The following is a 25,666-nucleotide window of genomic DNA, read 5'->3' on the forward strand; positions in this document are numbered from 1 at the left end:
CACCTCGCCGAGATATCCGCCGCCGTGACGCCCGGCGCCCATGCCGTGCTGATACTTGACCAGGCAGGCTGGCATCTCTCGGCGGGGCTGATCGTCCCGGCCAACATCACGCTGCTGCCGCTGCCGGCAAAATGCCCCGAGCTCAACCCGGTCGAAAACGTCTGGCAGTTCATGCGCGACAACTGGCTGTCGAACCGCATCTTCAAATCCTACGACGACATCCTCGACCATTGCTGCTTCGCCTGGAACCGCCTCACCGATCAGCCGTGGCGCATCATGTCCATCGGACTGCGGTCGTGGGCCCATCGGTCCTGATCAGAGAGTCTTGGTATTACCCGTTAAATTTGAGATGGACGGGTTGGCGCTTCAGGGTAATGAACGATGGCAGGTTCGAACGTGCCATTGCTTCTTACACTAAGTAGTGGATGAAAGCGGCATACCGATACGGGACCTGCTGGCGAAAGCCATTCATGGTCTGCCAGGAGATGGTAGGGCCGGCCGCCCAGCTTTCAATGACGAATATGCAAAGACTATCTGCATACACCTAGAATCATATTCACTAAGCATACGGCCCGGTTTAAAGTCCCCGAAGTTGCGACCGCCTTGCTTGCGAGCGGCGATGAAAGATCTGAACGCCTGTTTTTTTCGCTCGGGCTCGATAACACCCAGTCTGCAAACATCCAATTCAAGGCAAAATCTGAAACTGAACGAAAGGCAGAAGATGGGAAGCCAAAAGTCAGACGTGAATGTCCGGGGCTGAGTCACGCCCGAAGTTAGACTCCTGCCGGCGTCCATAGCGGAACTTGTTGATCCGGCGACAACCGCAGGCGTCGCCAGTCCAATGCGTCGTACACAGCCGCGCCGTTCGCGCTATCGCTCAGGGGCAGTGCCGCGGCCGCCTCACGTAGGAACCGGGATCGCAAGGCTTTATCATCTAGGTAGGCCGCATCCCACCAACCAATGATGCGATCACGGGCGTTCGCCATCGCCGCAGCCGAAGGTAATCTATCGCGTTTCTCGTGCTGATTGACCCGGGTGTGAGCCGGCATCAAGTTCCAGAGGTCGCCGCATGGCCAGACCGACCATGGGAGGCAGTGATCAATGTCGAAAGTTTTCGCCGTTAGCGGACGCCCTGACCAGACGCATTCAATCGGCTGCCCGCGATCGAGCAATCGCAGCGCGACATCACGCCCGAGGGAGGTGGAGCGAGCTGGTTCAATCCATGCCAGTGTGGCTTCCGCAGCTCCCGGAGCAATCGCAAGCCCCATGCGCTCGGCATAGGCGCGCGTGAGGCCAGCCCATTCAGCCACCAGCATCGGTTCGATCCATGATCCGAACCGCGACATGGCCCGCCACAAATGGCCCGGCACCTCAACCAGTCCCCAGCCGCGGAGCATATCGAGGTCGAGCACGGTTGCGGATGCATGGCTTCGACGCTGGCGGGTCACTCCGAACACCTGCGCGTCGCTGTTTGGGTAGCGGGTAAAGGTCGCCGGCATATTGGCGATAGTGTGGGCGGCTTGGGAGAGGGCGGAAGTGAGAGCCGCGGCCTGTTCGCCGGTAAACGACGCACCGATCCGCAATTCGATCGGAGCGGTGCCGAGGGCCAGCAGCGCCTCGAAGCCGTCTTTGGCAAACCCCAGCCGCGAAGTTCCGATGTTGCCCGGCATCTGCGGGAGCCTGGCTCGAACCAGCGGTAGGTACATTCTCAGCCAATAAAGTGCGACCAGCCCGAGCGGCACCTCGACTGCGTCCCGGCCGTCGGGGGCAGGCGTAGCGGCAGCCGGCGCATACTCGGCGATGCGCGCCACTGCTCGAAGCAGCGCCAGCTTGTAGGTGGACGACTTCTCGTCGGATAGGACGATGCCACGAACCAGCGGAAGTGCCCCGGTGCCATCATCCGGCATTCGCAGCGCGATGACACTCCCAAGTCACATCTGTGCGTCCGCCCTGATCATTGGAGCCTGCGACCCGGAGGACCTCCAGTCCGTGTGTCCGGGCCAGACCCTCGATCTCCGCGGTTGAGGTCGGGTGCATCTGCATTTCGGGCGAGGCGGGACCGTGGCGGAGCGTCATCACGAGGACGCCGCCTGGCTTCATCAGTGTGGCGAGCTTGCGGAATGAACGAGGCCGGTCGGCAGGAAAGACGTGTTGCCAGACGGCCGACAACAACACGAGATCATAGGCCAAGCCGAGCCCGTGGACATGGTCCAGCGAGGGGAGCGCATCGCTCACCCAGCGGATGCCGATGTTCCCATGCTTATCGGCTGCGATCCGGCGCATTCCAGCAGCGGGTTCGGCCGCGACGACCTTGTATCCACGAGAAGTCAGCCAAGCCGCGTCACGTCCTGTGCCAGCGCCGACGTCGAGAGCCAGCCTGGTCGCTCCGCCGCCTGGAATGATCGGCAACACGTCCGCAAACATTCGCTCAGACGATACTGCTTCATATCGCTCCGCCAGCATGCCGGCCTGGCTGTCATAGGTGGATATGACGGTCATGTCGCCGCTCAAGCGTCGAGGCCTGCGAAGCGGGCACGGTGCCGGGCGACATAGTCGCGGCGCGGGTGGAGCCGAGAGTCGGCCGGCAGGTGAACACGTTCGCCTGGCTGCGGGAACAGCCGGATGAGCTCGGCAGGGACCTTGTTGTGCGACACCAGCAACCGGCACTCGTCATCGAGGCTGATGAGGTGACGGTCGAACAGCCAGTGCGCGGTCGCGGAGAGCGCGATGCCGTTCTGTACGGCATCAGGTCCGCCGTCGGCCACGCTCCAAATGTGAGCAGCCTGAGCCTCGGCTTTGCCACCACCATTGACCATGCGCAGGCCCGTTACTGCGCAACGGTTGTCGTAGGCGTCGAGCACATGGCCGCGGAAGGCAGCGCTGCGGACCTTTCTATTGATCAACAACTGCGCGACGCGCCGCTCGTCGGGCGGCAAGGCCAACAATGCGGCGGTGGAAGCGTCGATGTGGCGCGAATCTAGCTCGAGCCGGATCGCACGTTCGGGTGACAGCGTGTCGAACAACCCGCGGTTAACTATCGCCGCGAAGTCGGCATCGTCGAGGGAGCGGACCGATCGACCGCGCAATGCTCGACCAACGATGGCCGGATTGTCCAGCTCGCGCAGCATACGCTCTGCGAAACGTCCATCCTGATCTCGATACGGCACGGGGCGATCGAATTCGATGAACTCGCTGATGCGGGCATAAAAGAGCGTACGGTCGACCGGATCAGGATCGATGCTGTGTACCAGCCCAGCCGCCACGTAGGCCTTCCGGCCGCCGGCCGAGCCGGTCTCTCGATAGACGATCCAGTCACCTCGGCATGCCTCAGCAGCCCCCAGATAAACACGTGGAAAGTGGTAGCGCTCAGCTATGAGGCCGTCGTAGCGTGACGCACCGCTGATCTCGAATACGCCCTTCATTCAAAGATCGTGCCGCCATTCTCCCACTTAAGCAATCGAGCTGTCCCCTCGGGACTGTCATTGACCCCGGCACGGGCGGTTGCTGAACGGATGGCCGCTTTGGGGAAGCGCAGATGTTCCATTGAATGTCCGGGTATGGGTCCTCGCGGACGCGATAGGCACGTTAGCGTTTGCGGCCGTATGCCGTATGCCCGCACCGAACGTGCAGCTGAGTGCGGAGCGCAAATGAAGTTCACTGATCCAAAGAGGAGCGCGTCTCGGACAGCGTGGTGAAAGCCGGAACGGCTTACCTGGCTCTTGTGGGCCATAGTTGCATGCAATGCCGTGATCCTCTGGCTCGCCCAGGACGGCCCGCGACGGGGGCTTCAACAGCGACGCGGCAGGCAATGGATTGGCGAGAGCTTTCCAAGAACTATTCGTCATGGCCGGCGCGGGCCTGGTCGGCATTGTGGGCGCTCTTGTTTCTCGTGATCAGAAACCGCGGTATCAGGATTGCGCTACTTTGCCTCCTGGCCCTTGTCGGCCTGTTTGCGTCGGCGCTACTGTGATGAGGAGGTATGATGATTTGGCGTGCATCGATCGCCCTTGCCGCGATAGCGCTCGTCTTTCCCAGTGGTTGCGGGGCCAGTGCGCCAACAGCTGCCAGCCCAGTCGATGCCGGCACGACCCTGGCCAAGCTGACCTATCCAGCGGAGATGGACGCTGTCGCGATGACCTATGCGTTCACGACGGATGTCGCAGCGACCTACCGAGCGGACGCCATGTGCATGCGCTGGACGTCAAGCATCCAGGGCTCGTGGACGCGATGGTTGCGGCGCTGCTGCTTGAGTACCGCCGGGCCCGCGACACAGCCTTGCCACGTCTGTGGGCACGGACAGGCGCGGCTTACGCTGGCAGGCTCAATGCCGTCGAGCTTCGCCAAGCCGTCGCCTTTTTCGATAGCCCGGCCGGACACCGGATTGTCGAACTGACGATCCAGGGGATCGTGGCCGCTCCGCCACCTGAAAACGGCACCAGCAATACTGTCATCTATCCTGCCGAGCCCACCCGCGAGGACGCGATAGCGCAAGCGACGTTCGAGGCGACGTCAGCAAGTCGGAAGCTGGCCGCCATGCGCACGGAGGTGGCTGCAATCAACGACGACTGGAGCACCAAGGCCGCGCCCGACCAAGCTACCGCGAGCGCTGCCATGTCGAAGATCATCGCCCGGTTCGGGGTGTCCGCCAGCGACTTTCCTCAGGCCGCCGGGCACCGATAATCACCTAGCGGTGGTGATGCAGTCCGGGACTCAGCTGCCTGAGCTCGAACCCTTTGCATTCTTCTGCCGCGTGAATGTCATCGTATGACCCTCGCGCACGATCGTCAGGATGCTCGCGTCCGACATCACCTGCCAACCAGCAGGGTCGATGTCTGTCGACGAGTGCTAGCAGTCGGTACCAACGTGATACGATTGTGGTCCACGGTCCAGCCCCCCGTGCGGTCTCGTCCAGGGAGCCGACCGTCAGATAGTATTCGAAAGTGCCGTCGACCTTGAGCCAAAGGCCAGCGACGAGCTCCATCTCCCGGTGGAAATACTGGCCCGCTCGACCACTCGCCACCGCGGTTGCAAGCGGTACGCTCGGCGGCGGCGGTTTCGCTTCCTCCGCGACGAGCGGTCCCAGCGCCTCGATGACCCGCGCGCGCCGCGCCGGCTCGACCTTGGCGTTGTCGAGATTGTAGCTCAGCGCCTCGGCGTCGGCATAGCCCTGGCTGCGAGTTGCGCTGCTGGCTTGGCGTCCAGCCCGACCTTGAGCAGCTTGAACACTGCACGTGCCGCCTCGGCACCAGGCACTTGCAGCATCACGCCATAGGTGCCCTGCCGCAGGTCGGGCGAGGGCGCACAGATGGTCGCGCAGCACCGAGATCGGCGTGTCCTTAACGATCGGCTGGAGGTTCGGCGTCTCCGCGACCATCGGCGCGATGTCGCCGTTCGCCTTGCGACCGACCGCGTGGGTATAACGATACGAGCCAGCCTTGCAGTCGATCTGCTCCGAAGCGTCGAAGCTGACGTAGCCCTCCGTGTCGGGAGCGGGCAGGTAGATGTGCGTGCGAGCATGGCGCGTGCTCTTGTCGAGGACGACCGTGCTGGCGTCGAAGGTCACGACGTAAGCCTCGTGCGCCAAGATCATGCGCTCATCGTCCGGTACCGGCATGGCGGCAACCAACAGCGCGCCAGCGAACGGCAAGGACGCGAAGCGACACATGGCGCGCAGAACCGGACGTGTCATGTGCGCCAAGCGATGCAACGCTGCGCCGGCTCTTCTGTCACAGCGCCGCAGATCTGACATGTTCGCTCCTGAATAACCCCATGCTCGTCAGTCGGCTGACGTAGGTGGCAGGCCGGCGATCTTCTGGGCCGCATGGAGAAGCTCGACCGGCAGCATGGCGATGATCGTGCTGTTGTGCTCGACGCCGATCTCGGTGAGCGTCTGGAGACGCCGCAACTCGAGCGCACCTGGCGCGGTACCGATCATCGTCGCCGCCTCGGCGAGCTTCTGCGCCGCTTCATTCTCGCCCTCCGCCTTGATGATACGGGCACGCTTCTCGCGGATCGCCTCGGCCTCGCGCGCGATCGCGCGTTGCATCTGCTCGGGAATATCGACGTCCTTGATCTCGACAGCGTCGATCTCGATCCCCCACGCCCGGCTGCGCTCGCAAGCACGTCCAGCAGGCGCCTGTTGATCCCGATACGATCCTTGAGCATCTGATCGAGATCGCTTGGCCGAGGGCGTCGCGCATGCCCGTCTCCGCCGCCTGCACGACCGCCGACTGATACGCCTCGACCGAGGTGACGACACGCGCGGGGTCTGCGGCGCGGTACCAGAGCACGGCGTTGACCCGCACCGCGACCCCGTCGCGCGTGATCGTCTCCTGCGTCTCGAGCTGCACTGTGACGGTTCGGATATCGACCTTCACGACGCGGTCGATGAAAGGGATCAACCAATACCCAGCCCGGGCCTTTGGTGGTGCCGAGACGGCCGAGCCGGAACAGTACCGCGCGCTGATACTCCTGGTTCACGCCAAACGTCTTCGACGCCAACCCAAGGAGGATGACTAGCGGAATGACCAGAATGAACAGGTAAGGCATCTTACGCTCCCGGCAGCCCGCGCGATTGGCGCCGTCCGCGACGATAGGGCAGGAGGGGGGGAATGATCCAGCCCTGACCCGACGACGGCTAGCGCTTGAACAGCGACTGGGTTGATCCCCTTCCTCCCAATGTTCGCCGTTCAACGCCCACTCGGCGGCCGCTCGACGGCGCGTTCTACCGAGATGAACAAATGTCTGAAGTTGGAAATCGCGAAGGGGGCGCTGAGTGTCTGGGAATGGGGGTGGGTTCAACGGGTGGTCGCAACGCATCATTCTCATGATGCGAAGGAGTGGTGCGATGAAGCAGCGTCGTCGGATATATTACTCGGCCGCTCAGCGGGCAGAGATCTGGGACAGGTGGCAGCGCGGCGAGTCGATGAGTTCGATTGGTCGCGGCTTCGAGCGGGAGAGCTCGTCGATCTTCTCGGTGCTCTCACCGTCGGGCGGGATCCGCCCACCCGATCGGAAGCGATCCGGTCGGGCGCTCAGCTTGGCCGACCGCGAAGAGATATCGCGAGGTCTGGTTGCCGGCCGTTCCCTGCGCGCCATTGCAGTCCAGCTCGGCCGGGCGCCGTCAACGATCAGCCGGGAGGTCGGGCGTAACGGTGGCGCTGATCAGTATCGTGCCACGCCGTCGGATCAGGCGGCATGGGATCGCACGCTGCGTCCGAAGCGCTGCAAGCTGGCTTGCCACCCGGGGTTGCGGCGAACAGTATCGCGCAAGCTGCGCCGCAAATGGTCACCAGAGCAGATTGCGGGCTGGCTCAAGCATAGTTTTCCGGACGAAGACCAGCATCGCGTGGCACACGAGACGATCTACAAGAGCCTATATATTCAGGCGCGTGGCGTCCTCAAGAAAGAGCTGCTCGGGCATCTGCGGGCGAAGCGCACGATCCGGCGCTCGCGTCACGCCAGCCTCAAGCAAGACGGGCTCGGCCAGATCAAGGACGCGGTCTCGATCAGTGAACGACCCGCTTCGGTTGAGGATCGCGCCGCGCCCGGGCACTGGGAGGGCGATCTTATCTCGGGCGGGCGCGGCAGCCACGTCGTGACACTGGTCGAACGCCAGTAGCGTTACGTGATCCTGGCCAAGGTCGCAAACAAAGAGACGGCAAGCGTCGTCTCCGCCCTGATCAAGCAGGCGCGCAAACTGCCGCACGAATTCTATCGGTCGCTGACGTGGGATCGTGGCAAGGAGCTTGCCGACCATCGGCGCTTCGCTCTCGCGACCGACGTCGCTGTCTACTTCTGCGATCCACAGAGCCCATGGCAGCGCGGCACCAACGAGAACACCAACCGTTTACTGCGCCAATATCTGCCCCACGGCGTCGATCAGTCGACCTTCAGCCAGGCCCAACCCAGCGCCATCGCCCGACAGCTCAACGAGCGGCCGAGAAAAACCTTGATGTACCAAACGCCGGCTGAGAAGTTCGCACAGAGCGTTGCGTCGATCGGTTGAACCCACCGGTCCTTGCGGCCGGTGCCGTTATGTCGGTTAATGCTTGGGACATAGCCAACCCTTGCTACTTAGCCAGTCGGCAAGGTGAGCTGGCCAATGCTGGATTAAGATGCGGCCGCAACGTCAACGTAATATTTCCACCCCACCTCTTCGACGCAGCCACGCCTCCGCCGTGTCTAGCGCCGCCTGATCATCGACATCGATCCAGTCTAGGTCGCTGCAATCGAGGGTTAACGCGCGCCCCTCCTGCGCGAGAATGCGCATGCCCTCGGTGATGGAGGGATCGTCCAGTCCGTGCAGCGCGGCAAACAGGCCAGCCCCGATCGCGAATACGCCCGTATCAAAGCAGTCGTAGGAAACGAGACCCTTGCCGATCTCGACGATCCGCTCGCCTTCGGTCCGAACGCATGTGACATCGTCCAGGTCGACCCAGTCGCTGCTGATCCGACGGTCGATCGCCAACCGCGCCGCGCCGGCAGTGCCAGCTTCAGCGGTGCGGCGATAGAGTTCGGGGTCGACCAGATGATCGCACATTGCCAGCAGCGCCTGCCGACCGGCGGCATGCCCTTCCGCCGCAAGGAGCGACACACCGTTTGGCTTGCGGTAATCCTCGGTTCGCACCGTCTGGACAGTGATCGGCCACGTCATCGCCGCAATATGCGCCTCGATCTGTTCGGCACCGTAACCCAACACCACGATCACATTCTTCAGTCCGGCATTGGCCAGACCGGCGATCGCATGATCGATGAGCGGTCTACCGCCGACCGGGCAGAGAGGCTTGAGCGGGGCGGCGGAACGCAGGCGACTGCCTTCGCCCGCCGCCAGCAGAATCGCGGTGTCGATCATTCCCGCTGCATGATGAAGTCTTCCACCGCCTGTGCTGCGAGGTCGTCGGTCATCTGCGTGCGCGGATGCTTGCAGAAGTAGGCGGATGCCGCATCGATGGGACCAGCCAGTCCGCGATCCTGCGCCAGCTTGGCGCAACGGATCATGTCGATCGCGACGCCCGCGCTGTTGGGACTGTCCTCCACGGAGAGACGGAGCTCGAGGTTCATTGGAACCCCGCCGAACATCGTACCTTCCATGCGCAGGAAGCAGACCTTGTTGTCGTTCTGCCAAGGCACGTAGTCCGATGGGCCGATGTGCACGTTGTCGGCCTCGAGCCGTTCAGCAGCGACCGACTGCACCGCCTCGGTCTTGGAGATCTTCTTCGATGCGAGCCGGCGATGGTTCGACATGTTGAGGAAGTCGGTATTGCCGCCGGTGTTGAGCTGATAGGTGCGCTCCAGCTTGACGCCCCGCTTTGCGAATAGATCAGTCAGCACGCGGTGGACGATCGTCGCCCCCAGCTGTGCCTTGATGTCGTCGCCGATGATCGGGACGCCGGCCTGCGCGAAGCGGTCAGCCCATTCGGGGTTGCTGGCGATGAATACCGGGATGTTGTTGACGAACGCCACGCCCGCCTCAAGCGCGCATTCGGCGTAGAACTCGCTGGCGGCTTGCGATCCGACCGGGAGATAGTTCATCAGCACGTCCGCCTTGGCGGAGCGGAGCGCCGCGACAACCTCTTCCTTGGTCGGCTCAGGCGCATCGGCAAGGAGGAAGGTACGGTCGTCCGCATAGTCCGCCATATGTTCGGCAACACCGTCCAGGACCTTACCCATTCGCACGGTGGTGCCCGTCGGTTCGACCGACGCGCAGAAAACCGTGGTGCAGTTGGGCTTGGCGAAGATCGCCTCGGCCACGTCCTTGCCGACCTTGCGCCGGTCGACGTCCCATGCGGCAACGACATGAATGTCGCTCGGCCGGTAGCCTCCCAGGTCGTGGTGCATCAGGCCGATCGTCTCGTTAGCCCCTTCGCGGTAGTACGACAGGCCTTGGACCAGGGAGCTTGCACAATTGCCGATGCCGATCACGGCGACGTTGATACTCGTCATTGGTTCTTCAGGTCCTTCGGGTAGATGAGGGTGTTTCGATTGCGGCGGCACCAGATAGTCGCGCTTCGACCCTACGGTGCCAGAAAATTCCAACCAGCAGGACCGCGGAAAGTGGCCCCAGCTCGAACCACCAGAACCAGCGCGGATCGTGAGCGAGGCAGGCGAGACCGATCGCGTAGACCCGCACGTTGGCGCTGAGCAGGCTCATCAGGCGCATCGGTCCGACCGCTGCCGTGCCGTATCCAGTCGCCAGCTTTGCCGGAGCCGACTGTGCGCCGAGCACCGCATCGAAGCGACCGGCAGAGCGTTCCAGCGTACCTGCGACGTAATCGTAGAGCCGGACGAGCGGATTGCGCTCGGTGTCGGCCGTGTGGCTACTGCCACGCCCATGCAGCGGCGGTGGAAGCGGGCGCGCTCGCTTTCATAAAGGTTCGATTGGACCGCATGTGCTGCACCCGCCGCCAGCGTCAACGCCCAGACCGCGGCCGTCCCGATCGAGCATGCGAGCACGACGTAAATCAACGTGAATACTCCGTGGTCGCACAGGCCGTCCAGCACACGGCCAAGCGGGCTGCTGGTGCCGGTAGCCCGCGCGACCATGCCATCAAGCCCGTCCGCAACAAGCCATGCAATCGACAGCAGCAGGCCCAGCATCACGAACGCCCAGCTCTGCCAATGTGCGTAGGCCAGCGCTGCTAACCCGCCAACGGCAAGCCCGCTCAGCGAAACGGCGTTGGCCGAAATTCCACGTGCGATAAACCACGGCAGCAGCAGATGTGCTGCGGGATGTATGATCCAGAGGTTTGTCGGATCCTCGATCCGGCGATCCCGCGACCGGTCCGGCGTAGGAGCTGTCATCGAACCGACACGTACAGCGCGCTCCGGATGCGCAGCAAGTGAATTCAGAGAGCTGATATGCTCTTACGCGCTGCCCTTGACGGCGGTCATACGATGAGTAGCAATTTGCCCTTTGGCGATGCTTATGCAGCAACATGAGACGGTCGCCAATCAAGGTGAACGAATGGCTGAAGTTGGTAAGCAAGCGGGACGCTTCGAACGTCCGGGACTGGGTCCTGGCGGCAATAAAGGGACCGGGCGGCTGGCGCCCAGTCGGAGGCTTGCATATGCTTCTCCGCGTCCTTTAAGCGGAGATGAAGACGCCGCCGACCTGTTGGTCGACGGCCCCCTTCACTCAATTCACAGCGGAAGTGACACAACCGGCGTACGTAACTCTCGTCGCGATTTTCTGGCGGCGTCGCAGCGCCAATCCTACCGCGCCCATGCCAAAGATCATCATCGTCCACGTTGCCGGCTCGGGGACCGAGCCAACCGATGTCGGGGTAATGGTCGCGGAAAAGGTTGCGTCCAGATATCCAAGCGAATTGAAGACGGGGCCGTTGCCAAGAACGTTGCCTGTGACCAGCGTGCCTAGATACGGGATCGAGTTCGAATTACACCCGGCGAACGGAAGGCACGTCCCAAGCGTGGCCAGACCTGAATTGCTAGCGATGCCATACGTGCTGAGGAAAGCGACATACGTTTGACCCTGGGTTATCGCGACGTTGGTAGGCGCGAAGTCGAGAAGGCCAGCGCTTCCCGAGCGGATCGGGCTGCGATAAAGCTCCGTGGTTGGTTTCGATCCGTCCCAAGCAAACACGATACCGTACACCGACTGCAGGCTGGACGTGTTCAACGTGAACTGGAAATCGGTTAGATTGCCCGTGATTGGAGCGGTGAAGGTCTCACCAAAATATTGGGTCTGATTGCCACCCGTCAGGCTGCCGGAGAGATTGGGCGCGCTATAGCTGTTGGTTGGATTGGCGACCGTATCTGCGCGAGCCTGGGTCACGCCAAGCGCTGCGAAATAGCTCAAGGCAACAAGCGTCTGCCGGATCCGACTCATTATCTGTCTCCCGAATAGCCAATCGGCCGGCGCGAATGCAGCCGGTATCAAGATGTCATTCGCACGGGGATGTTACATTGCGCTGACAGTGTCGCCTGACATCGGGAACTGTTTAAAAAAGACTTAGGGAGGTCGATAGAGCGGCAATTGGCGATTGAAATTTGAAGATGAATGGGCGTCCAGTTTCGCGGAGCGGCCGCGCCGGTGTGAATGACCGGGTAGGGGTCTTGCTTGCCTGTTCCTGGGTAGTTCCGCCCAGACCTGGACGCTCGGGTGACAAAGCCAAACCCCCGAAAGCAGCCGCTTGGTCGGCGCGATCTTTCGACCCCTCCGAGCTGTAATCACGGGACAGAGCAATCGGGAACCAGTATTGGCGAAGCAAATCCGGCCGTTAGCCGTTTTGCAGTTAGCCCTGGCTGCTTTTCCCAGAGATCACCCAATTTGCGAATGTAAGAAGGTGACGGACTCGGACTGTTAAAGCCTATTGCGGCCGATATCCGGGATGGTAGACTTGTTATCAGCTCATTCCAACTGTTTGGATTGCCATGGATCTCGATAAACCAACAAATTTGCTAAACTCGGATGAGATTGATCTTTGTCAGTCATTTAGCTAGCGCGAAAAAGTACGGCGATCCCAGACAGGTATGGGTCGAAGACGGACATGTGTTTGTCGAGGGACACGACGGAGAAATCGTCTCAATGACACCCGCGGTAGCGATCAAAATGGGTCGGATGCTGGGCGAGGCTGGAGCCGCTTCGTGATCAACAAAGTGATGGACGAGAATGCCAGAAAAAAGGGTTAGTGGCCAATACGGCCCTGAAGTATATTCGAATTAAGCTTCCACAGCAGCGTAATCGTCAGATTATTATTAGATCAGGTATGGACATTTGATCGACTTTGCCCGTTAATCAAATGTGGTGGTAGCCCACTCCAATGATAGTCGCACGTCCAGCGTTGTTCGAAAAGACTATCGTGCGCGTGATACCGCGTAAACCGCATTCACTTTGTTTTGCATCATAAACGTGCGGAAAGAAATTACTCGGCCGGGGAGGTTTTCGAGACGCCCATTAGCTTACCGCCGGACATATTTCGAAAGCGATGCCTAATATGCTGTCAGCGGGGAGATGAATGATTGTCTGAAGTTGGCAGGCGGGAAAGGGCGCTCGAACGTCCGCACCTGGATCTTGTGGTCTGAAAGCTGCCAGATGGCAAAACGGCTATGAACGGCCGTTACGACAGCCGACTGTGACCGGAATTCGGGTGGATCATCGTTCTTAAGACTAAGGTTTTAAAGCCTTTTTTTATCTTTTAGATTCAACGAACAAATTATTAATGCCTGTTGCGGTATGCTTCGTAATTATCCGGAGGGGGATATCATGACCACTCACACCATCGTCTATCGAAGCGTTCCCGTTTTCAATGGGTCAGTTTCGGCCTATCTAGCAGAGGTCGACAGTATCCTCGCGACCGCTCGGCGACGTAACCCGGCAGTCAACGTGACGGGTGCCATGCTCTTCAACGAGGACTGGTTCGTTCAGTTACTCGAGGGCGATGAAGCCGACGTCCGCTCAACCTTTGAGCGGATCGCCGCCGATCCGCGTCATGAGGAAGTCGAGATGCTCGTCGATGGCAAGGTGCCCGGTCGGCAGTTTCCCAGTTGGTCGATGGGTTTCGTGGGCGACGCACCCGCGATCCGCAAGCGGTTCTCTGAGTCAGCGCTTGCCGATACAGACGTGGTGATGCGCGACGATGAGGTCGTGCAGTTTATGGTGTCGCTGGCGCATGCCGACGCGCCGCGGCAGTGAGCAAAGCAACGCGAAGCCCGCCCGGTGAGCCGGGCTTGGTCTTCAACATCAACGTAAGTGAGTGCAAATTCGCAGCTGTCGAGAACCGCGATTATGTCGTGCTCGACGGCATGTTGAAGACTTGGCGCAAGAACAATGCGGAACTCAAACTGTCGGGCGCTCTGCTACTGTGCGACGGGGCATTCGTTCATCTGCTTGAGGGAACCCCGGCGCAGGTGCGAAAGATGCGGAAGCGGGTCGAAGCTGACCCTCTTCACACGAACGTCCGGAACCTCAGCGAGCGATCGTGCTTGAAAAGGCGCTTCTCGAGCTGGCCGCTTGCCTATGTGGGACCGTCTCGCTGGGTGCAGCGCGCGCTTAAGAATCACGAGCTCGCCGCAATGGAACCCGACTCGCCCGACGAAGCGGAATTCCTAGTCGACCTCATCCTGAGCTTCGTTGGTGATGATCCCGGCAATGCGACCGAGCTCTCGCTTCCTGCATGGGTGTAGCGTCCGCTTTTGGGCGGTCGCTATTTAGCAGCTGCCATTCGGCTTTCCATCTGTAGACGCCCCTTCGAACCCAAGCGGTATCTGGAAAGTCTGACAAGTAGTCGGATGCTGCCATCTGTCCGGCCTGTAATGCAGTGTTGAGCTGCTGGCCCGTATAGGAGCTCGCGGACCGGAACCATATTGACGTGACCCCCGCCTTTCATCCAGCGGCAGCCAGAGACCGACCGTTGTTGTCGCGCAGGAGCGCAGGTGAAGCAACGGGCGGGTTTAAACCCGCCCGTTGCTTTTCGAGTTCGGCGGCGAAGGCCGCCGGTGTGGCGTAGCCGAGCGCGGAGTGCGGCCGCTCGGTGTTGTAATCATCGACCCAGCGCGCGAGGATCGAGCGCGCCTGGCGGACCGTGAAGAACAGCGTTTCGTTGAGGAGCTCGTCGCGCATGCGACCATTGAAGCTCTCGACGAACCCGTTCTGCGTCGGCTTGCCCGGTGCGATATAGTGCCACTCGATGCCGACATCTTCCGACCACGCGAGCACCGCGTTCGAGGTCAGTTCGGTGCCATTGTCGCTGACGATCATCTTGGGCGCGCCGCGCTCGGCGATCAGATCGCTCAACTCGCGCACCACCCGCTTGCCCGAGATCGACGTGTCGAGCACCGCCCGCGAACACTCACGCGTCACGTCGTCGACGATGTTGAGGATACGGAACCGCCGCCCCGTGACCATCTGATCATGCACGAAGTCCAGGCTCCAGCGCTGGTTGGGCAGCGCCAGCACCGGCGCTGGTGCCCGCGCGCCGACGGCGCGCTTTCGTCCCTTCCGGCGACCCACCGTCAAACCTTCTTCGCGGTAGAGCCGCTGGGTCTTCTTGCGGTTGATCGTGATGCCGTCCCGACGCAGCAGGATGTGCAGGCGCCGATAGCCGAACGCCGGCGCTGCTGCGCCAGCTCGCGTAATCGCGACCGCAGGTCGCCATCATCTGATCGGCACGAGCGATACCGCATGCTTTTGCGATCCGCCCCTACGACAGCACACGCCCGCCGCTCGCTCATCCCCAGCGCCGTCTGGAGATGCGCGACCGCTTCCCGCTTCGCGGCAGGCGTCACCATTTTTTTGAGAGCAGGTCCTTCAGACCTGCGTTGTCGAGCATCGTGTCCGCCAACAGCCGCTTGAGCCTCGCGTTCTCCTCCTCAAGCGCCCGCAGACGCTTTGCATCGGACACCTCCAGCCCACCAAACTTGGCCTTCCAGGCGTAATAAGTCGCGCTCGACATCCCGTGCCGTCGGCACAGATCCGTCACCACCGCGCCAGCCTCGGCTTCCTTCAGGATGCCAATGATCTCCTCTTCCGAAATTTGCTTCCGCTTCATCTGTCCGTCCCTTCTTCCGGGGTCGGACTCTAGCTCGAACTGGAGGAAAAAACGGGGGTCACGTCAGGGCAAACGTACGTTTATTCAAATAGCGGGGCACGCTTCCGGATGAACAGTTTTCCGAATTTAGCCGCTATCGATTAAGCAGCGTATCAACTTCTCGCTCGCGGTTGCGACGTTTCCACCATGAAGCGCTTGAGTACAAGCTGAGCCAATCGAAACGATCATAAAGGCTTCGGCAAGAAGACGGTGCTCGGCGCTCACGGACACGCTTCCCGCTAAACCCGCAAACGCCCGACTAATATTTTCTGACATCGTTTTACGAACTTCAGAGAATATCCTGCTGATCCTCTGGTTCCGGGACGCTTCGGATGCGATTTCCAGAAAGAGCCGGTCGCTTTCCTCCTCCTGGCGACAGGTTGCAGATGTCAGCCATGTCATGATTCCGTCCCGACTTTTCGTCGCCAACGCCTGTTCGAGCGAAGCCAGATCGGTGAGTTTCTTGCAGTCCGCCTCCACGATTGCGGCAATGATGTTCTCCTTGGAGGGAAAATCGCGGTACAATTGCTGGACGGCAACACCGGACTCACGCGCGATCAGCGCGATACCAGTCGAATGGAAGCCATGCTCTACGAACAGTCGACGCGCCACCGCCTTGATATTGTTTCGGCGCAACTCAGCGCGCGACGGGGATGGGCATTCGACACTCGACAATCCAGGATCCTCTCTCATGCCTTGTTGACGCACTCAACTGGCACGTCTAACGACGCTGCTTGTGAGTGATCGCTCTCATACTTTTTTTCAAGCGGGAAATTTTATGTCTTCCAATCGGCTGATGCGCTGCATGTTGGCATCAAGCGCGTTGCTTGGACTCGTCGCGTGCGGTGCGAAGCAGCCGCAGCAGGCACCGCAGGGGCCCGCGCCGGTGGGTTATGTCGAGGTGCGGCAGGAGCCGATTACCCTGACGACGGAACTTCCCGGGCGAACATCCGCGTTCGAGACTTCCGAAGTACGGCCCCAGGTCAATGGGATCGTGCTCCAGCGCCTGTTCGTCGAAGGCGACGTGGTTCACAAGGGACAAGGGCTGTATCGAATCGATCCGGCACCGTACGAGGCGCAGGTCGCAAGCGCGCGCGCGGCGCTGACGCGCGCACGCTCGAGCATCGCTTCAAGCGCCGCCCTGGCGCGCCGCTACGGCGAACTGGTCAAGATCAACGCGATCGCGCGGCAGGAATTCGAAAACGCGCAAACCACGGCAGCACAGGCGCAGGCCGATGTGGCGGCGCAGCAGGCAACGCTGCGGACCGCGCAGATCGACCTAGCGCGCACGACCATCCGGGCGCCGATCACCGGACGGATCGGGCGATCGGTCTATACGACGGGCGCTCTGGTCTCCGCATCGCAGACCAACCCGCTCGCGACGATCCAGCGGCTCGATCCGATCTATGTCGACATTCAGGAATCCAGCGCCGATCTGCTCAAGCTCCGGCAGCAGATCCTAAGCGGCCAGCTGACCCGTGACGGGAACGCGCGGGTGAAGCTGAAGCTCGAGGACGGCAGTGAGTACGGCCCGCAGGGCACACTGCGCTTCGCCGACGTCACGGTCGATCCCTCGACCGGGTCGCAGGTTATCCGCGCGTTGTTCCCCAATGCCAACGGCCTGCTGCTTCCCGGCATGTTCGTCCGGGCCTCGCTCGTCGAGGGCACGCAGGCCAATGGCATGCTGGTTCCACAACGCGCGGTCAGCCGGGACGAAAAGGGGCTTCCGACCGTCATGGTCATCGGCGCCGGAAACAAGGTCGAGGTGCGCTCGCTGCAAGCCACCCGCGCGATCGGAACGAATTGGCTAGTCACGAGCGGGCTCAAGCCGGGCGACAAGATCATCGTCGAGGGTGGCATGATGCTGCGCCCCGGCATGCCTGTTCAGGGCAAGCCATGGAATCCCAACGCTCAACCCGCCGGTGCTCAGCCCCAGCCGGGTAAGGCGCAGGCACAGGCGAAGTAACCAGCCATGTCACGCTATTTCATCGATCGCCCGATCTTCGCTTATGTGCTGGGCGTGATGGTCATCATCGCCGGCATCCTGTCGCTGCGGACCTTGCCGATCGCGCAGTTCCCGGCGATCGCCCCGCCCGCCGTCTCGATCACCGCCAACTATCCGGGCGCGGACGCGCAGACGCTCGAGAACACGACGACCCAGATCATCGAGCAGCAGATGAAGGGGATCGATCACCTTCGCTACTTCTCGGCGTCCTCCTCGTCCGCCGGGACGGTGACGATTACGCTCACCTTCGAGCAGGGGACCGACCCCGACATCGCGCAGGTCCAGGTGCAGAATAAGCTGCAGGCCGCCACGCCGCTGCTGCCGCAGGAAGTCCAGCGCCAGGGCATTGTCGTGGCCAAGGCAACGCAGAACTTTCTGCTGTTCGTCGGTCTCTATTCCGAGAACGGCAAGCATGACGCCGCCGATCTCGCGGACATCGTCGCCTCGAAGATCGCCGATCCGCTGTCGCGCGTCGCCGGTGTCGGCGATACACAGATCTTCGGCTCCCAATATGCGATGCGGATCTGGGTCGATCCGATCAAGCTGAACAATTACGCGCTGACGATGAGCGACGTGACCACCGCGGTCACGGCGCAGAACGCGCAGGTCTCCGCCGGGCAGATCGGGGCGCAGCCCGCGCCCAAGGAACAGATGCTGAATGCCACGGTCTCCGTGTCATCCCGCCTGACGACGCCTGAGCAATTCGCCAAGATCCGCCTGAAGAGCGGTGCCGATGGGTCGGTCGTGCGGCTGGGAGACGTGGCCCGCGTCGCGATCGGCGCAGAGAATTACGCCTTCTCCGCGCAGTGGAACGGTAAGGCCGCTTCGGGCATCGGCATCAAGCTCGCGCCGGGTGCGAACGCGCTTGATACCGTGGTCGCGGTCAAGGCGCGGGTGAACGCGCTCGCCAAGCAGTTCCCGTCTGACGTGAAGGTCGTCTTCCCGTACGATACGTCGCCGTTTGTCCGACTGTCGATCGAACAGGTGGTCGAGACGCTGGTCGAGGCGGTGGTGCTCGTCTTCCTCGTGATGTTCCTGTTCCTCCAGAACTGGCGCGCCACGCTGATCCCGACGATCGCCGTTCCGGTGGTGCTGACCGGGACGTTCGCGGTGCTTGCGGCCTTCGGTTACTCGATCAACACGCTGACGCTGTTTGGGATGGTGCTTGCGATCGGCTTGCTGGTCGACGATGCCATCGTCGTGGTCGAGAACGTCGAGCGGCTTATTACCACGGAGCACCTCTCCCCTAAGGAGGCGGCCCGCAAGTCGATGGACGAAATAACCGGCGCGCTGATCGGCATCGCCGTCGTGCTGTCGGCGGTGTTCCTGCCGATGGCCTTCTTCGGCGGCTCGACCGGAGTCATCTATCGCCAGTTCTCGATCACGATCGTGTCGGCGATGGTCCTGTCCGTCGCGGTCGCGTTGATCTTGACGCCGGCGCTGTGCGCCACGATCCTGAAGCCGCATGATCCCGAAAAGGGGCAAGGCAACGGGCCGCTGTCGCGGTTCTTCCGCTGGTTCAACGACCGGTTCGACCGTGGCCGGGCGCGCTACGAAAGCGGGGTGCGCTCCACGGCAAGCCGCTGGGGCCGGTCGCTCATCGTCTATGCGCTGATCGTCGCCGGGATGGTCTTGCTGTTCGCGCGCCTGCCGACCGGCTTCCTGCCGGACGAGGACCAGGGGGTGATGATCGCCCTGGTACAGGGACCTCCTGGCGCCACGACTGCACGGACGCAGAAGGGGCTCGACCTCGTGCGGGATCACTTCCTGAGCGATGCCGGCGATGCGATCCGGGGTGTCTACACCATCAACGGCTTCAGCTTCGCGGGGCAGGGGCAGAACAGCGGCATCGCCTTCATTCCGATGAAGGAATGGAAGGACCGTCCCGGCGCCAAGAACAGGGCACAGGCGGTGGTCGGTCGCGCGATGGGTGCCTTCTCGAAATATAGCGACGGGCTGATCTTCGCGGTCATTCCGCCCGCCGTGCAGGAACTCGGCAACGCCACTGGGTTCGACCTTCAGCTGGTCGACGAAGGCGGGATTGGCCATGACAGGTTACTCGCTGCGCGCAACCAGTTGCTTGGGATGGCGTCGCAGAACAAGTCGCTGGTCGGGGTCCGCCCGAATTCGCTCGACGATGCGCCGCAGCTCAAGGTCAACGTCGACCAGGACAAGGCGGGCGCGCTCGGGCTCGATTTAGGTTCGGTCAACAGCACGATCGCGACCGCGTGGGGCGGGTCCTATGTCAACGACTTCATCGATCGGGGGCGCGTCAAACGCGTCTATATCCAGGCGGACTCGCCCTATCGCATGGCGCCCGACGATATCGGCAAGCTTTACGTGCGCGGCGCCAACGGCACCATGGCACCGTTCTCCGCCTTCTCGGACGTGTCGTGGAACCAGGGGCCGACCCAGTTGACGCGCTACAATGGCCAGCCGTCGATGGAGATCCTTGGACAGCCGGCGCCCGGTGTTTCGTCAGGTGCGGCGCTGAAGGCGGTCGAGGACATGCAGGCCAAGCTGCCGCCGGGAACGCGGCTGGACTGGACCGGGCTTAGTTACGAGGAGCAGCTTTCGGGAGGCCAGGCGCCAGCGCTGTACGCCTTGTCGCTGCTGATCGTCTTCCTGTGCCTCGCAGCTTTGTATGAAAGCTGGTCGGTGCCGATCTCGGTCATGCTGGTGGTTCCGCTCGGGATCGTCGGCGCGCTGCTCGCCGCCACGTTGACCGGTCTCAACAACGACATCTATCTGCAGGTGGGTCTGATCACGACGATCGGCGTCTCGGCGAAGAACGCGATCCTGATCGTCGAGTTCGCCGAGGAAAAGATGCGGCACGGGCTGAGTGCATTCGACGCGGCGATCGAAGCGGCGAAGCTGCGGCTTCGTCCGATCCTGATGACCAGTCTGGCCTTCATCTTTGGCGTCTTCCCGCTGGCGATCTCCACCGGCGCGGGCGCTGGTGGTCAGAATGCCATCGGTCGCGCGGTGGTGGGCGGAATGTTGTCGGCGACCGTGCTGGCGATCTTCTTTGTTCCGATGTTCTTCGTCGTGGTCATGCGGCTGTTCAATCGCAATACCGCCGAGCAGACGAGGACGGACGATCGCCGGTCGGATGGCGATCGACACGATGATGGCGGGCAAGGGCACGCACCCGCGCCGTCGCAGGGAGTCTGAGTGATGTTGAACAGCAAGATCGTCCTTGGCCTGCTGGGCGCGACGGTACTAGCCGGCTGCAATCTCGCGCCGAAATATGTGCGCCCCTTGGGGGAGGTCCCCGCTGCGCTTCCGACGGGCGGCGTCTATCCGGTTTCGCCGACGGATGCGCCGGACATCACCAAGATCGGCTGGCGCGACTTCTTCACGGACGACCGGCTGCGCAACACGATCGCGTTGGGATTGGAGAACAATCGCGATTTGCGGATCGCGGCCGGCAACGTCCTCCAGGCGCGCGCGCAATATCGCATCCAGCGGGCGGATCTCCTCCCGTCGGCGACGCTGTCCGGGTCGGCGACCTATACCAACAATATCCAGGGTGCGAGCGGCGCGCTCGCCGGGGCCGCAGGGAGCGGAACGGGCACCGGGACGGGTACCGGCACCGGAACGGGCACTGGCACCGGCACCGGGACGAGCACCGGGGGTACCGGCGCGGGCGCCGGCGTCGGTTCGTCTTCCTCAAACTATCAGTTCTATTCAGTGAATCTCGGCGTCTCGGCTTACGAACTCGATCTGTTCGGACGGTTGCGCAACCTCAGCCGCGCCGCGCTCGAACAGTATTTCTCAACCGAAGAAGCGCAGCGGTCGACCCGCATCACGCTTATCGCCGAGATCGCGACGGCGTGGCTGACCTACGCGTCGGACCAGGACCAGCTCCGCATCTCGCAGGAGTCGCTCAAATCGTTCGAGCAGTCGCTGGAACTGACCCGCGCGCAGTTCCGCATCGGTGTCGCGTCCGAGCTCGAGGCGCAACAGGCCGAGACGACCTACCAGACGGCGCGCAACGACATTGCGGTGCTGCGGACTCGTCTGGCGCAGGACAAGAATGCGCTCGACCTGCTGGTTGGCGCCCCCGTAACCCAGCAGATGCTTCCGCAGGGGTTGGGCAATGGCGAGGTCGCGATCAAGGCCTTGCCCGCCAGCCTCGCGTCCGACATTCTCCTGCAACGTCCCGACGTGCTGCAGGCGGAGCATCAGTTGATCGCGCAATATGCCAATATCGGCGCAGCGCGCGCGGCGTTGTTCCCGAGCATCTCGCTCACCGGCACCTTGGGGACGATCAGCCCGGCGCTGAGCGGCCTATTCTCGGGGGGCAGCTTTACCTATACCGCGGCACCGGCGATCTCGCTCCCGTTATTCGACGGGGGACGGTTGCGCGGCAACCTGCAAGTCGCGCGCGCGCAGCAGCAGATCGCGGTGTCGACCTACGAGCGAACGGTGCAGACCGCGTTTCGCGAAGTTGCGGATGCACTGGCGCAGCGCGGTACGATCGACGAGCAGGTCGCGGCGCAGACCGCCCGCGTCAACGCCGCGAACGCGGCCTTGCGCATATCGGATGCCCGCTACCGGGCTGGGGTGGAATCGTTCCTGACGACGCTGGATTCCCAGCGGACCGCGTATTCGGCGCAGCAACAGCTCGTAACAACGCGGCTGAACGAATCAAGTAATCTAGTTGAGCTGTATCGGTCGCTTGGAGGCGGTTTAGATTCAGTGGAGCGCGACGTAGGGCGACGCCGTGGGGGTCCGGCAAGTATGCAAGGCTCTTAGTTGGACTGGGTCGGACTTATGCCTTTAGTCGACCCCCGGAAATTCTGGCTTATGCGAGGCCTCTTAGCGCACAGAGCAAAAGCCTTCTTGACGGCGTCGGCGATCTTGAGGTGGGATCCTTGAAGCTTTATGCTTCCATGTAAGGCTTGAGGGACAGAGTCTTGTGGGGTCATTACGGGTTGCGAGCGGCCCATTCACTTCCGGGTGTGCGATCGCCGTCAACTGCCGTTCGTTCATCTGGCGGGGCAGGGGGCTGTACAGCCGGCTTTGGTGGAAGCACGAACCCGCTGCGCGGGAGGGCATGTGCGGCATGGTTGAGATGAAGGAACGAGCGTTGCGCGCCGGTTGAGCGCCGCGGGACGCAGGCAGAGCATCGGGGTTCCACCAGAAGGAGCCTAACCATGCACATCCTCGCACCCGCCGTTGCGGTCAGCCCGCTACGCCAGTGCCTCATCGACGAGATGGAGATGCGACGGTTCTGTCGCGAGACGCAGCGCAACTACATCCGCGATGTCGGCCGGTTCGCCACATTCCTGGGGCGCTCGCCCGACACCGCAACGGCGGAGGACGTGCGGCGCTTTCAGGTCAAGCTGTCCGACCAGGGCGTGCCGGTGCCGACCATGAGCAGCATCGTATCGGCGTTGCGGTTCTTTTTTTGCAGACGATCGACCGGCCAGATCTCGCGCGCAAGCTGGTCCGCATGAAGCGGATCCGCAAGCTGCCTATCGTGCTGAGCCCGGACGAGGTGGCGCGACTGCTCAGCGCGACCAGGTGCCTCAAGCATCAGGCGGCGCTGTCGGTCGCATACGGCGCGGGCCTGCGCGCGGCGGAGGTCGCAGCGCTCAAGGTGCGCGACGTCGATAGCGAGCGCATGCTGCTCCGGGTCGAGCGCGGCAAGGGTGGGCAGTATCGCAATGCCATGCTCCCGGCCGGTCTGCTGGCGCTCCTGCGGGAGTGGTGGAAGGTCGGGCGGCAGGAAGGCGTGATGCACCCGGACGGATGGTTGTTCCCAGGCCAGCACTATCTCAAGCCGCTGAGCACCCGGCAGCTGCACCGCGTGGTCGTCGAAGCGGGCATTGCGGCCGGCATCGACAAGCGGATCAGCTCCCATACGCTGCGGCACTGCTTTGCGACCCACCTGCTCGAGGACGGGATCGACGTGCGGATCATCCAGGCGCTGCTTGGTCACGCAAAGCTGGATACCACCGCTTACTATACCAAGGTCGCGACCCGGACGATGCGCAACGTGACCAGTCCGCTCGACAAGCTGACGATGGTCACCACCGAGGGAAGAGCAGCCGGCGGCTGACCCGGTGCGCGCCTCGCTCGAGGTCGCAGACATCTTCCGCGCCGCCGGTGATGCATATCGTGCGGGCCATGCCGGGCACCTGAGCCTGGACAAGCTCAAGGTCATGTCGGCCATCGAGCACTGTCGCACCGCGGCTCTTGGCGGCCATGTCGACGCCTGTGAGGACTGCGGCCATTGGCGGGTGTCCTACAACAGCTGTCGGAACCGGCACTGCCCGCGGTGCCAGGGCGCGGCCGCGCGCACTTGGCTCGCCGAGCGCGAGGCCGACCTGCTGCCGGTCGGCTACTTCCACGTCGTGTTCACGCTGCCGGCCGAGGTCGCTGACATCGCGCTCCAGAACAAGGCTGCGGTGTATGGCCTGCTGTTCCAGGCAGCGTCGGAGACGATGACGACGATCGCGGCCGACCCGAAGCACCTCGGTGCCCGCATCGGTATCATCGCCGTGCTGCACACCAGGGGCTCGGCGCTGACCCACCATCCGCACATCCACATGATCGTGCCGGGCGGCGGGCTGTCGCCGGACGGCACCCGTTGGGTGTCGCCGCGACCGGCGTTCCTGCTGCCGGTCGATTTGTAGCCAAATAATATCATCCATCCTACTTGACAGTGGGGAATCTTATAGTAGTTCAATGGAATACAACAATTAAAAACAGTTTTACGTTTAATGACCATAGGCGGTTTGCGCGTTATTCAGCGTCCGACTTTAATAAGTATAGCATCGGTTGGCAGTACATGATCGAGAAAAGGAAGTGTCGCCGCGCCGATTGCAGGCGCGTCCTGCGCCATAACCGCCGACATTATTCGGGCGTGGGACGGCAAGGCGATGGCAGACAATGCTTTTTCCAATTTTGACGCCAGCTTTTCGATTAGAGGGACGGGCAGCCGTCCACCAATCAGGATTGCGTCTGGATTAAGTACGCAGTTGATACCGATCAGCGGCATGGTTAGCGCGCGGACAGAGTCGATCAACCATTGTTCTAGGACGGCGTTCACTGCCGCGTCGGAGCCGATTAGCTTCGCGTTGTTAGTGACAGGACATTCGGCAGCTGCGAGGCGGGCGTGCAGCGTTGAAAGCGATACAATGTCTTGCACTACCGCGCCCGGCGTGGAAGCTCCCGGATCTGGCATGAGACCGATCTCGCCGCTTCGTGACGTTGCGCCACGATGATAGCTGCGATCGATCACTAATCCGCCGCCCAAGCCCGCACTGATAAGCAGATAAAAGAAGCTAGGATTTTCAGTGGCCGTTCCGCACTGGGCCTCGCCTAGCGCGGCGGCCGCAGCGTCGTTGTCGGTATGGATTGGCCACGGCAGCACCTCGCGCAGTAGAGCAGGCATAGTGACATCGTCCCAGGTCGAGTATTCAGGGGGGCTGCCGGGCAGGGTGATGCTGCCTAGATCGTCTGGCATCGCAACGCCGACGCCGAGCACCCGTTCGCGGTCGACATTTCCCGCCGCGATGACCTCGTCGACCCTTTGCTTGACGAATTCGACAACATCGGCCGGCATTGCGAACGCAATCTCTTGCGTGATGCGGCTGCGCACCTCTCCTGCCAGATCAAGTGCTACCAGGGTGAGATGATCACGATCGACATTGAGGCCGATACCGAAGGCTCCGTCTGGATCGATTTGAAGCTTAAGTGCCGGTTGGCCGCGCCCCCCTTTTGTGCGCCCGCTCAGCCGTACTAGCCCCTTGTCGATAAGCCGATTCGTGATGTTAGCGATAGTAGGTGCGGTAAGCCCAGTCTCTTGGACGAGCGTGACGCGCGTCGTCTCGTCGCGCAACCGAATTGCCTGAAGCACCGTCCGCAGATTATAGTCCCCGGCGCGTTCCAGATTTGTGCCTGACAAGCCGTTTGACAAGCGTGAGGACCTGCTTTGGGCACCAAGCGGATCGCCGATATCCCGCGCCTTTGCGGACAGGTCGGGGAAAGCCTTTGTGCTGTCTTGTGTCATATTCATAGATCTCGGTATCTCGGTATCTCGGCATAGTTCATGATGCATACTCACAATATTACAACTGACTTTATTTATCGATTCAGT

At 62.0% G+C, this 25,666-nt stretch carries 19 protein-coding genes and 4 pseudogenes; 10 read left to right on the top strand and 13 right to left on the bottom strand.

The window, feature by feature from the left end:
- Positions 1 to 315 (top strand): transposase (locus RI03_RS19435; RefSeq protein WP_010219344.1); only part of this gene is annotated, 315 nt, incomplete at its 5' end.
- A 458-nt stretch (positions 316 to 773) separates the two neighbouring features.
- Here the strand turns inward: RI03_RS19435 and RI03_RS19440 are convergent.
- Genes RI03_RS19440 through RI03_RS19445 form a run of 3 tightly spaced genes read right to left on the bottom strand, consistent with a single transcriptional unit; the run spans position 774 to position 3,422 of the window.
- Positions 774 to 1,907, bottom strand: a complete 1,134-nt coding sequence (locus RI03_RS19440; RefSeq protein WP_010219345.1) for an HNH endonuclease domain-containing protein — start codon at positions 1,905 to 1,907, stop codon at positions 774 to 776.
- The gene (locus RI03_RS24195) at positions 1,897 to 2,511 is read right to left on the bottom strand and encodes a class I SAM-dependent methyltransferase (RefSeq protein ID WP_010219346.1); all 615 of its coding nucleotides are present in this window, start codon (positions 2,509 to 2,511) and stop codon (positions 1,897 to 1,899) included. Before RI03_RS24195 ends, RI03_RS19440 begins: the two co-directional genes overlap by 11 nt.
- Positions 2,508 to 3,422 carry an HNH endonuclease gene (locus RI03_RS19445; protein ID WP_010219347.1) on the bottom strand — a complete coding sequence of 305 codons (915 nt, stop codon included), beginning with the start codon at positions 3,420 to 3,422 and terminating at the stop codon, positions 2,508 to 2,510. Before RI03_RS19445 ends, RI03_RS24195 begins: the two co-directional genes overlap by 4 nt.
- Positions 3,423 to 4,185: 763 nt before the next feature.
- Between RI03_RS19445 and RI03_RS19450 the strand changes: the two genes are divergently transcribed.
- Positions 4,186 to 4,680: a hypothetical protein gene (locus RI03_RS19450; protein ID WP_010219348.1), complete on the top strand. Its 495-nt coding sequence runs from the start codon at positions 4,186 to 4,188 to the stop codon at positions 4,678 to 4,680.
- 4 nt (positions 4,681 to 4,684) lie between these two features.
- On the opposite strand, the gene RI03_RS22400 is transcribed toward RI03_RS19450, so the two are convergent.
- The 3 genes from RI03_RS22400 to RI03_RS19455 are packed head-to-tail and all read right to left on the bottom strand — an operon-like array spanning position 4,685 to position 6,377.
- Positions 4,685 to 5,749, bottom strand: a complete 1,065-nt coding sequence (locus RI03_RS22400) for a hypothetical protein (RefSeq protein WP_138995759.1) — start codon at positions 5,747 to 5,749, stop codon at positions 4,685 to 4,687.
- Positions 5,750 to 5,776: 27 nt separating this feature from the next.
- Positions 5,777 to 6,073, bottom strand: a complete 297-nt coding sequence (locus RI03_RS25170; RefSeq protein ID WP_274517571.1) for a hypothetical protein — start codon at positions 6,071 to 6,073, stop codon at positions 5,777 to 5,779.
- On the bottom strand, positions 5,967 to 6,377 hold the full coding sequence (locus RI03_RS19455; protein WP_338009645.1) for an SPFH domain-containing protein: 411 nt from the start codon (positions 6,375 to 6,377) through the stop codon (positions 5,967 to 5,969). Before RI03_RS19455 ends, RI03_RS25170 begins: the two co-directional genes overlap by 107 nt.
- Before the next feature lie 470 nt (positions 6,378 to 6,847).
- On the opposite strand from RI03_RS19455, the pseudogene RI03_RS23025 reads away from it, so the two are divergent.
- A pseudogene (locus RI03_RS23025) lies at positions 6,848 to 8,008 on the top strand (IS30 family transposase).
- Between the two features lie 123 nt (positions 8,009 to 8,131).
- Here the strand turns inward: RI03_RS23025 and RI03_RS19470 are convergent.
- From RI03_RS19470 to RI03_RS19485, 4 genes are all read right to left on the bottom strand, one after another.
- Positions 8,132 to 8,854 carry a phosphocholine cytidylyltransferase family protein gene (locus tag RI03_RS19470; protein ID WP_010219354.1) on the bottom strand — a complete coding sequence of 241 codons (723 nt, stop codon included), beginning with the start codon at positions 8,852 to 8,854 and terminating at the stop codon, positions 8,132 to 8,134.
- Entirely contained in the window at positions 8,851 to 9,945 is a 1,095-nt protein-coding gene (locus RI03_RS19475; protein WP_010219356.1) for an inositol-3-phosphate synthase, read from the bottom strand. The genes RI03_RS19470 and RI03_RS19475 overlap by 4 nt, the downstream gene beginning before the upstream one ends.
- Before the next feature lie 207 nt (positions 9,946 to 10,152).
- On the bottom strand, positions 10,153 to 10,803 hold the full coding sequence (locus RI03_RS22405; protein WP_010219359.1) for a CDP-alcohol phosphatidyltransferase family protein: 651 nt from the start codon (positions 10,801 to 10,803) through the stop codon (positions 10,153 to 10,155).
- A 334-nt stretch (positions 10,804 to 11,137) separates the two neighbouring features.
- On the bottom strand, positions 11,138 to 11,848 hold the full coding sequence (locus RI03_RS19485; RefSeq protein WP_010219361.1) for a PEPxxWA-CTERM sorting domain-containing protein: 711 nt from the start codon (positions 11,846 to 11,848) through the stop codon (positions 11,138 to 11,140).
- 1,377 nt (positions 11,849 to 13,225) lie between these two features.
- Between RI03_RS19485 and RI03_RS19490 the strand changes: the two genes are divergently transcribed.
- Together RI03_RS19490 and RI03_RS22410 are read left to right on the top strand one after the other, a co-directional pair.
- Positions 13,226 to 13,654 (top strand): BLUF domain-containing protein, encoded by a 429-nt coding sequence (locus RI03_RS19490; RefSeq protein WP_170318425.1) that lies wholly within the window; start codon positions 13,226 to 13,228, stop codon positions 13,652 to 13,654.
- A complete protein-coding gene (locus RI03_RS22410) occupies positions 13,651 to 14,145 on the top strand; it encodes a BLUF domain-containing protein (RefSeq protein WP_026046892.1) in 495 nt (164 codons plus the stop codon). Before RI03_RS19490 ends, RI03_RS22410 begins: the two co-directional genes overlap by 4 nt.
- Positions 14,146 to 14,344: 199 nt before the next feature.
- Here the strand turns inward: RI03_RS22410 and RI03_RS19500 are convergent.
- Together RI03_RS19500 and RI03_RS19510 are read right to left on the bottom strand one after the other, a co-directional pair.
- Positions 14,345 to 15,509 (bottom strand): annotated as a pseudogene (locus tag RI03_RS19500) (IS3 family transposase).
- A 126-nt stretch (positions 15,510 to 15,635) separates the two neighbouring features.
- Positions 15,636 to 16,223 carry a TetR/AcrR family transcriptional regulator gene (locus RI03_RS19510; protein WP_238542465.1) on the bottom strand — a complete coding sequence of 196 codons (588 nt, stop codon included), beginning with the start codon at positions 16,221 to 16,223 and terminating at the stop codon, positions 15,636 to 15,638.
- Positions 16,224 to 16,326: 103 nt separating this feature from the next.
- On the opposite strand from RI03_RS19510, the gene RI03_RS19515 reads away from it, so the two are divergent.
- From RI03_RS19515 to RI03_RS19535, 5 genes and pseudogenes are all read left to right on the top strand, one after another.
- Complete coding sequence (locus tag RI03_RS19515; protein ID WP_010219369.1) at positions 16,327 to 17,514, top strand: efflux RND transporter periplasmic adaptor subunit; 1,188 nt, start codon at positions 16,327 to 16,329, stop codon at positions 17,512 to 17,514.
- A gap of 6 nt (positions 17,515 to 17,520) precedes the next feature.
- A complete protein-coding gene (locus tag RI03_RS19520) occupies positions 17,521 to 20,727 on the top strand; it encodes an efflux RND transporter permease subunit (protein WP_010219370.1) in 3,207 nt (1,068 codons plus the stop codon).
- A 3-nt stretch (positions 20,728 to 20,730) separates the two neighbouring features.
- On the top strand, positions 20,731 to 22,314 hold the full coding sequence (locus RI03_RS19525; protein WP_170318426.1) for an efflux transporter outer membrane subunit: 1,584 nt from the start codon (positions 20,731 to 20,733) through the stop codon (positions 22,312 to 22,314).
- A gap of 401 nt (positions 22,315 to 22,715) precedes the next feature.
- Positions 22,716 to 23,623: pseudogene (locus RI03_RS19530) on the top strand (tyrosine-type recombinase/integrase).
- A gap of 4 nt (positions 23,624 to 23,627) precedes the next feature.
- Positions 23,628 to 24,191 (top strand): annotated as a pseudogene (locus RI03_RS19535) (IS91 family transposase); the annotation flags it as partial.
- A 122-nt stretch (positions 24,192 to 24,313) separates the two neighbouring features.
- Here the strand turns inward: RI03_RS19535 and RI03_RS19540 are convergent.
- Complete coding sequence (locus RI03_RS19540; RefSeq protein ID WP_138995760.1) at positions 24,314 to 25,579, bottom strand: ROK family transcriptional regulator; 1,266 nt, start codon at positions 25,577 to 25,579, stop codon at positions 24,314 to 24,316.
- Positions 25,580 to 25,666 lie beyond the last annotated feature (87 nt).

Source organism: Sphingomonas sp. PAMC 26621 (assembly GCF_000251145.1).
Lineage (GTDB): Bacteria > Pseudomonadota > Alphaproteobacteria > Sphingomonadales > Sphingomonadaceae > Sphingomonas.

Coding starts and splice junctions, on each gene's coding strand:
- RI03_RS22405 (WP_010219359.1), bottom strand. CDS start 10,803: ATGACAGCTCCTACGCCGGACCGGTCGCGGGATCGCCGGATCGAGGAT.
- RI03_RS22400 (WP_138995759.1), bottom strand. CDS start 5,749: ATGTCAGATCTGCGGCGCTGTGACAGAAGAGCCGGCGCAGCGTTGCAT.
- RI03_RS19440 (WP_010219345.1), bottom strand. CDS start 1,907: ATGCCGGATGATGGCACCGGGGCACTTCCGCTGGTTCGTGGCATCGTC.
- RI03_RS19540 (WP_138995760.1), bottom strand. CDS start 25,579: ATGACACAAGACAGCACAAAGGCTTTCCCCGACCTGTCCGCAAAGGCG.
- RI03_RS19490 (WP_170318425.1), top strand. CDS start 13,226: ATGACCACTCACACCATCGTCTATCGAAGCGTTCCCGTTTTCAATGGG.
- RI03_RS19515 (WP_010219369.1), top strand. CDS start 16,327: ATGTCTTCCAATCGGCTGATGCGCTGCATGTTGGCATCAAGCGCGTTG.
- RI03_RS19520 (WP_010219370.1), top strand. CDS start 17,521: ATGTCACGCTATTTCATCGATCGCCCGATCTTCGCTTATGTGCTGGGC.
- RI03_RS19485 (WP_010219361.1), bottom strand. CDS start 11,848: ATGAGTCGGATCCGGCAGACGCTTGTTGCCTTGAGCTATTTCGCAGCG.
- RI03_RS19525 (WP_170318426.1), top strand. CDS start 20,731: ATGTTGAACAGCAAGATCGTCCTTGGCCTGCTGGGCGCGACGGTACTA.
- RI03_RS19445 (WP_010219347.1), bottom strand. CDS start 3,422: ATGAAGGGCGTATTCGAGATCAGCGGTGCGTCACGCTACGACGGCCTC.
- RI03_RS19470 (WP_010219354.1), bottom strand. CDS start 8,854: ATGATCGACACCGCGATTCTGCTGGCGGCGGGCGAAGGCAGTCGCCTG.
- RI03_RS19475 (WP_010219356.1), bottom strand. CDS start 9,945: ATGACGAGTATCAACGTCGCCGTGATCGGCATCGGCAATTGTGCAAGC.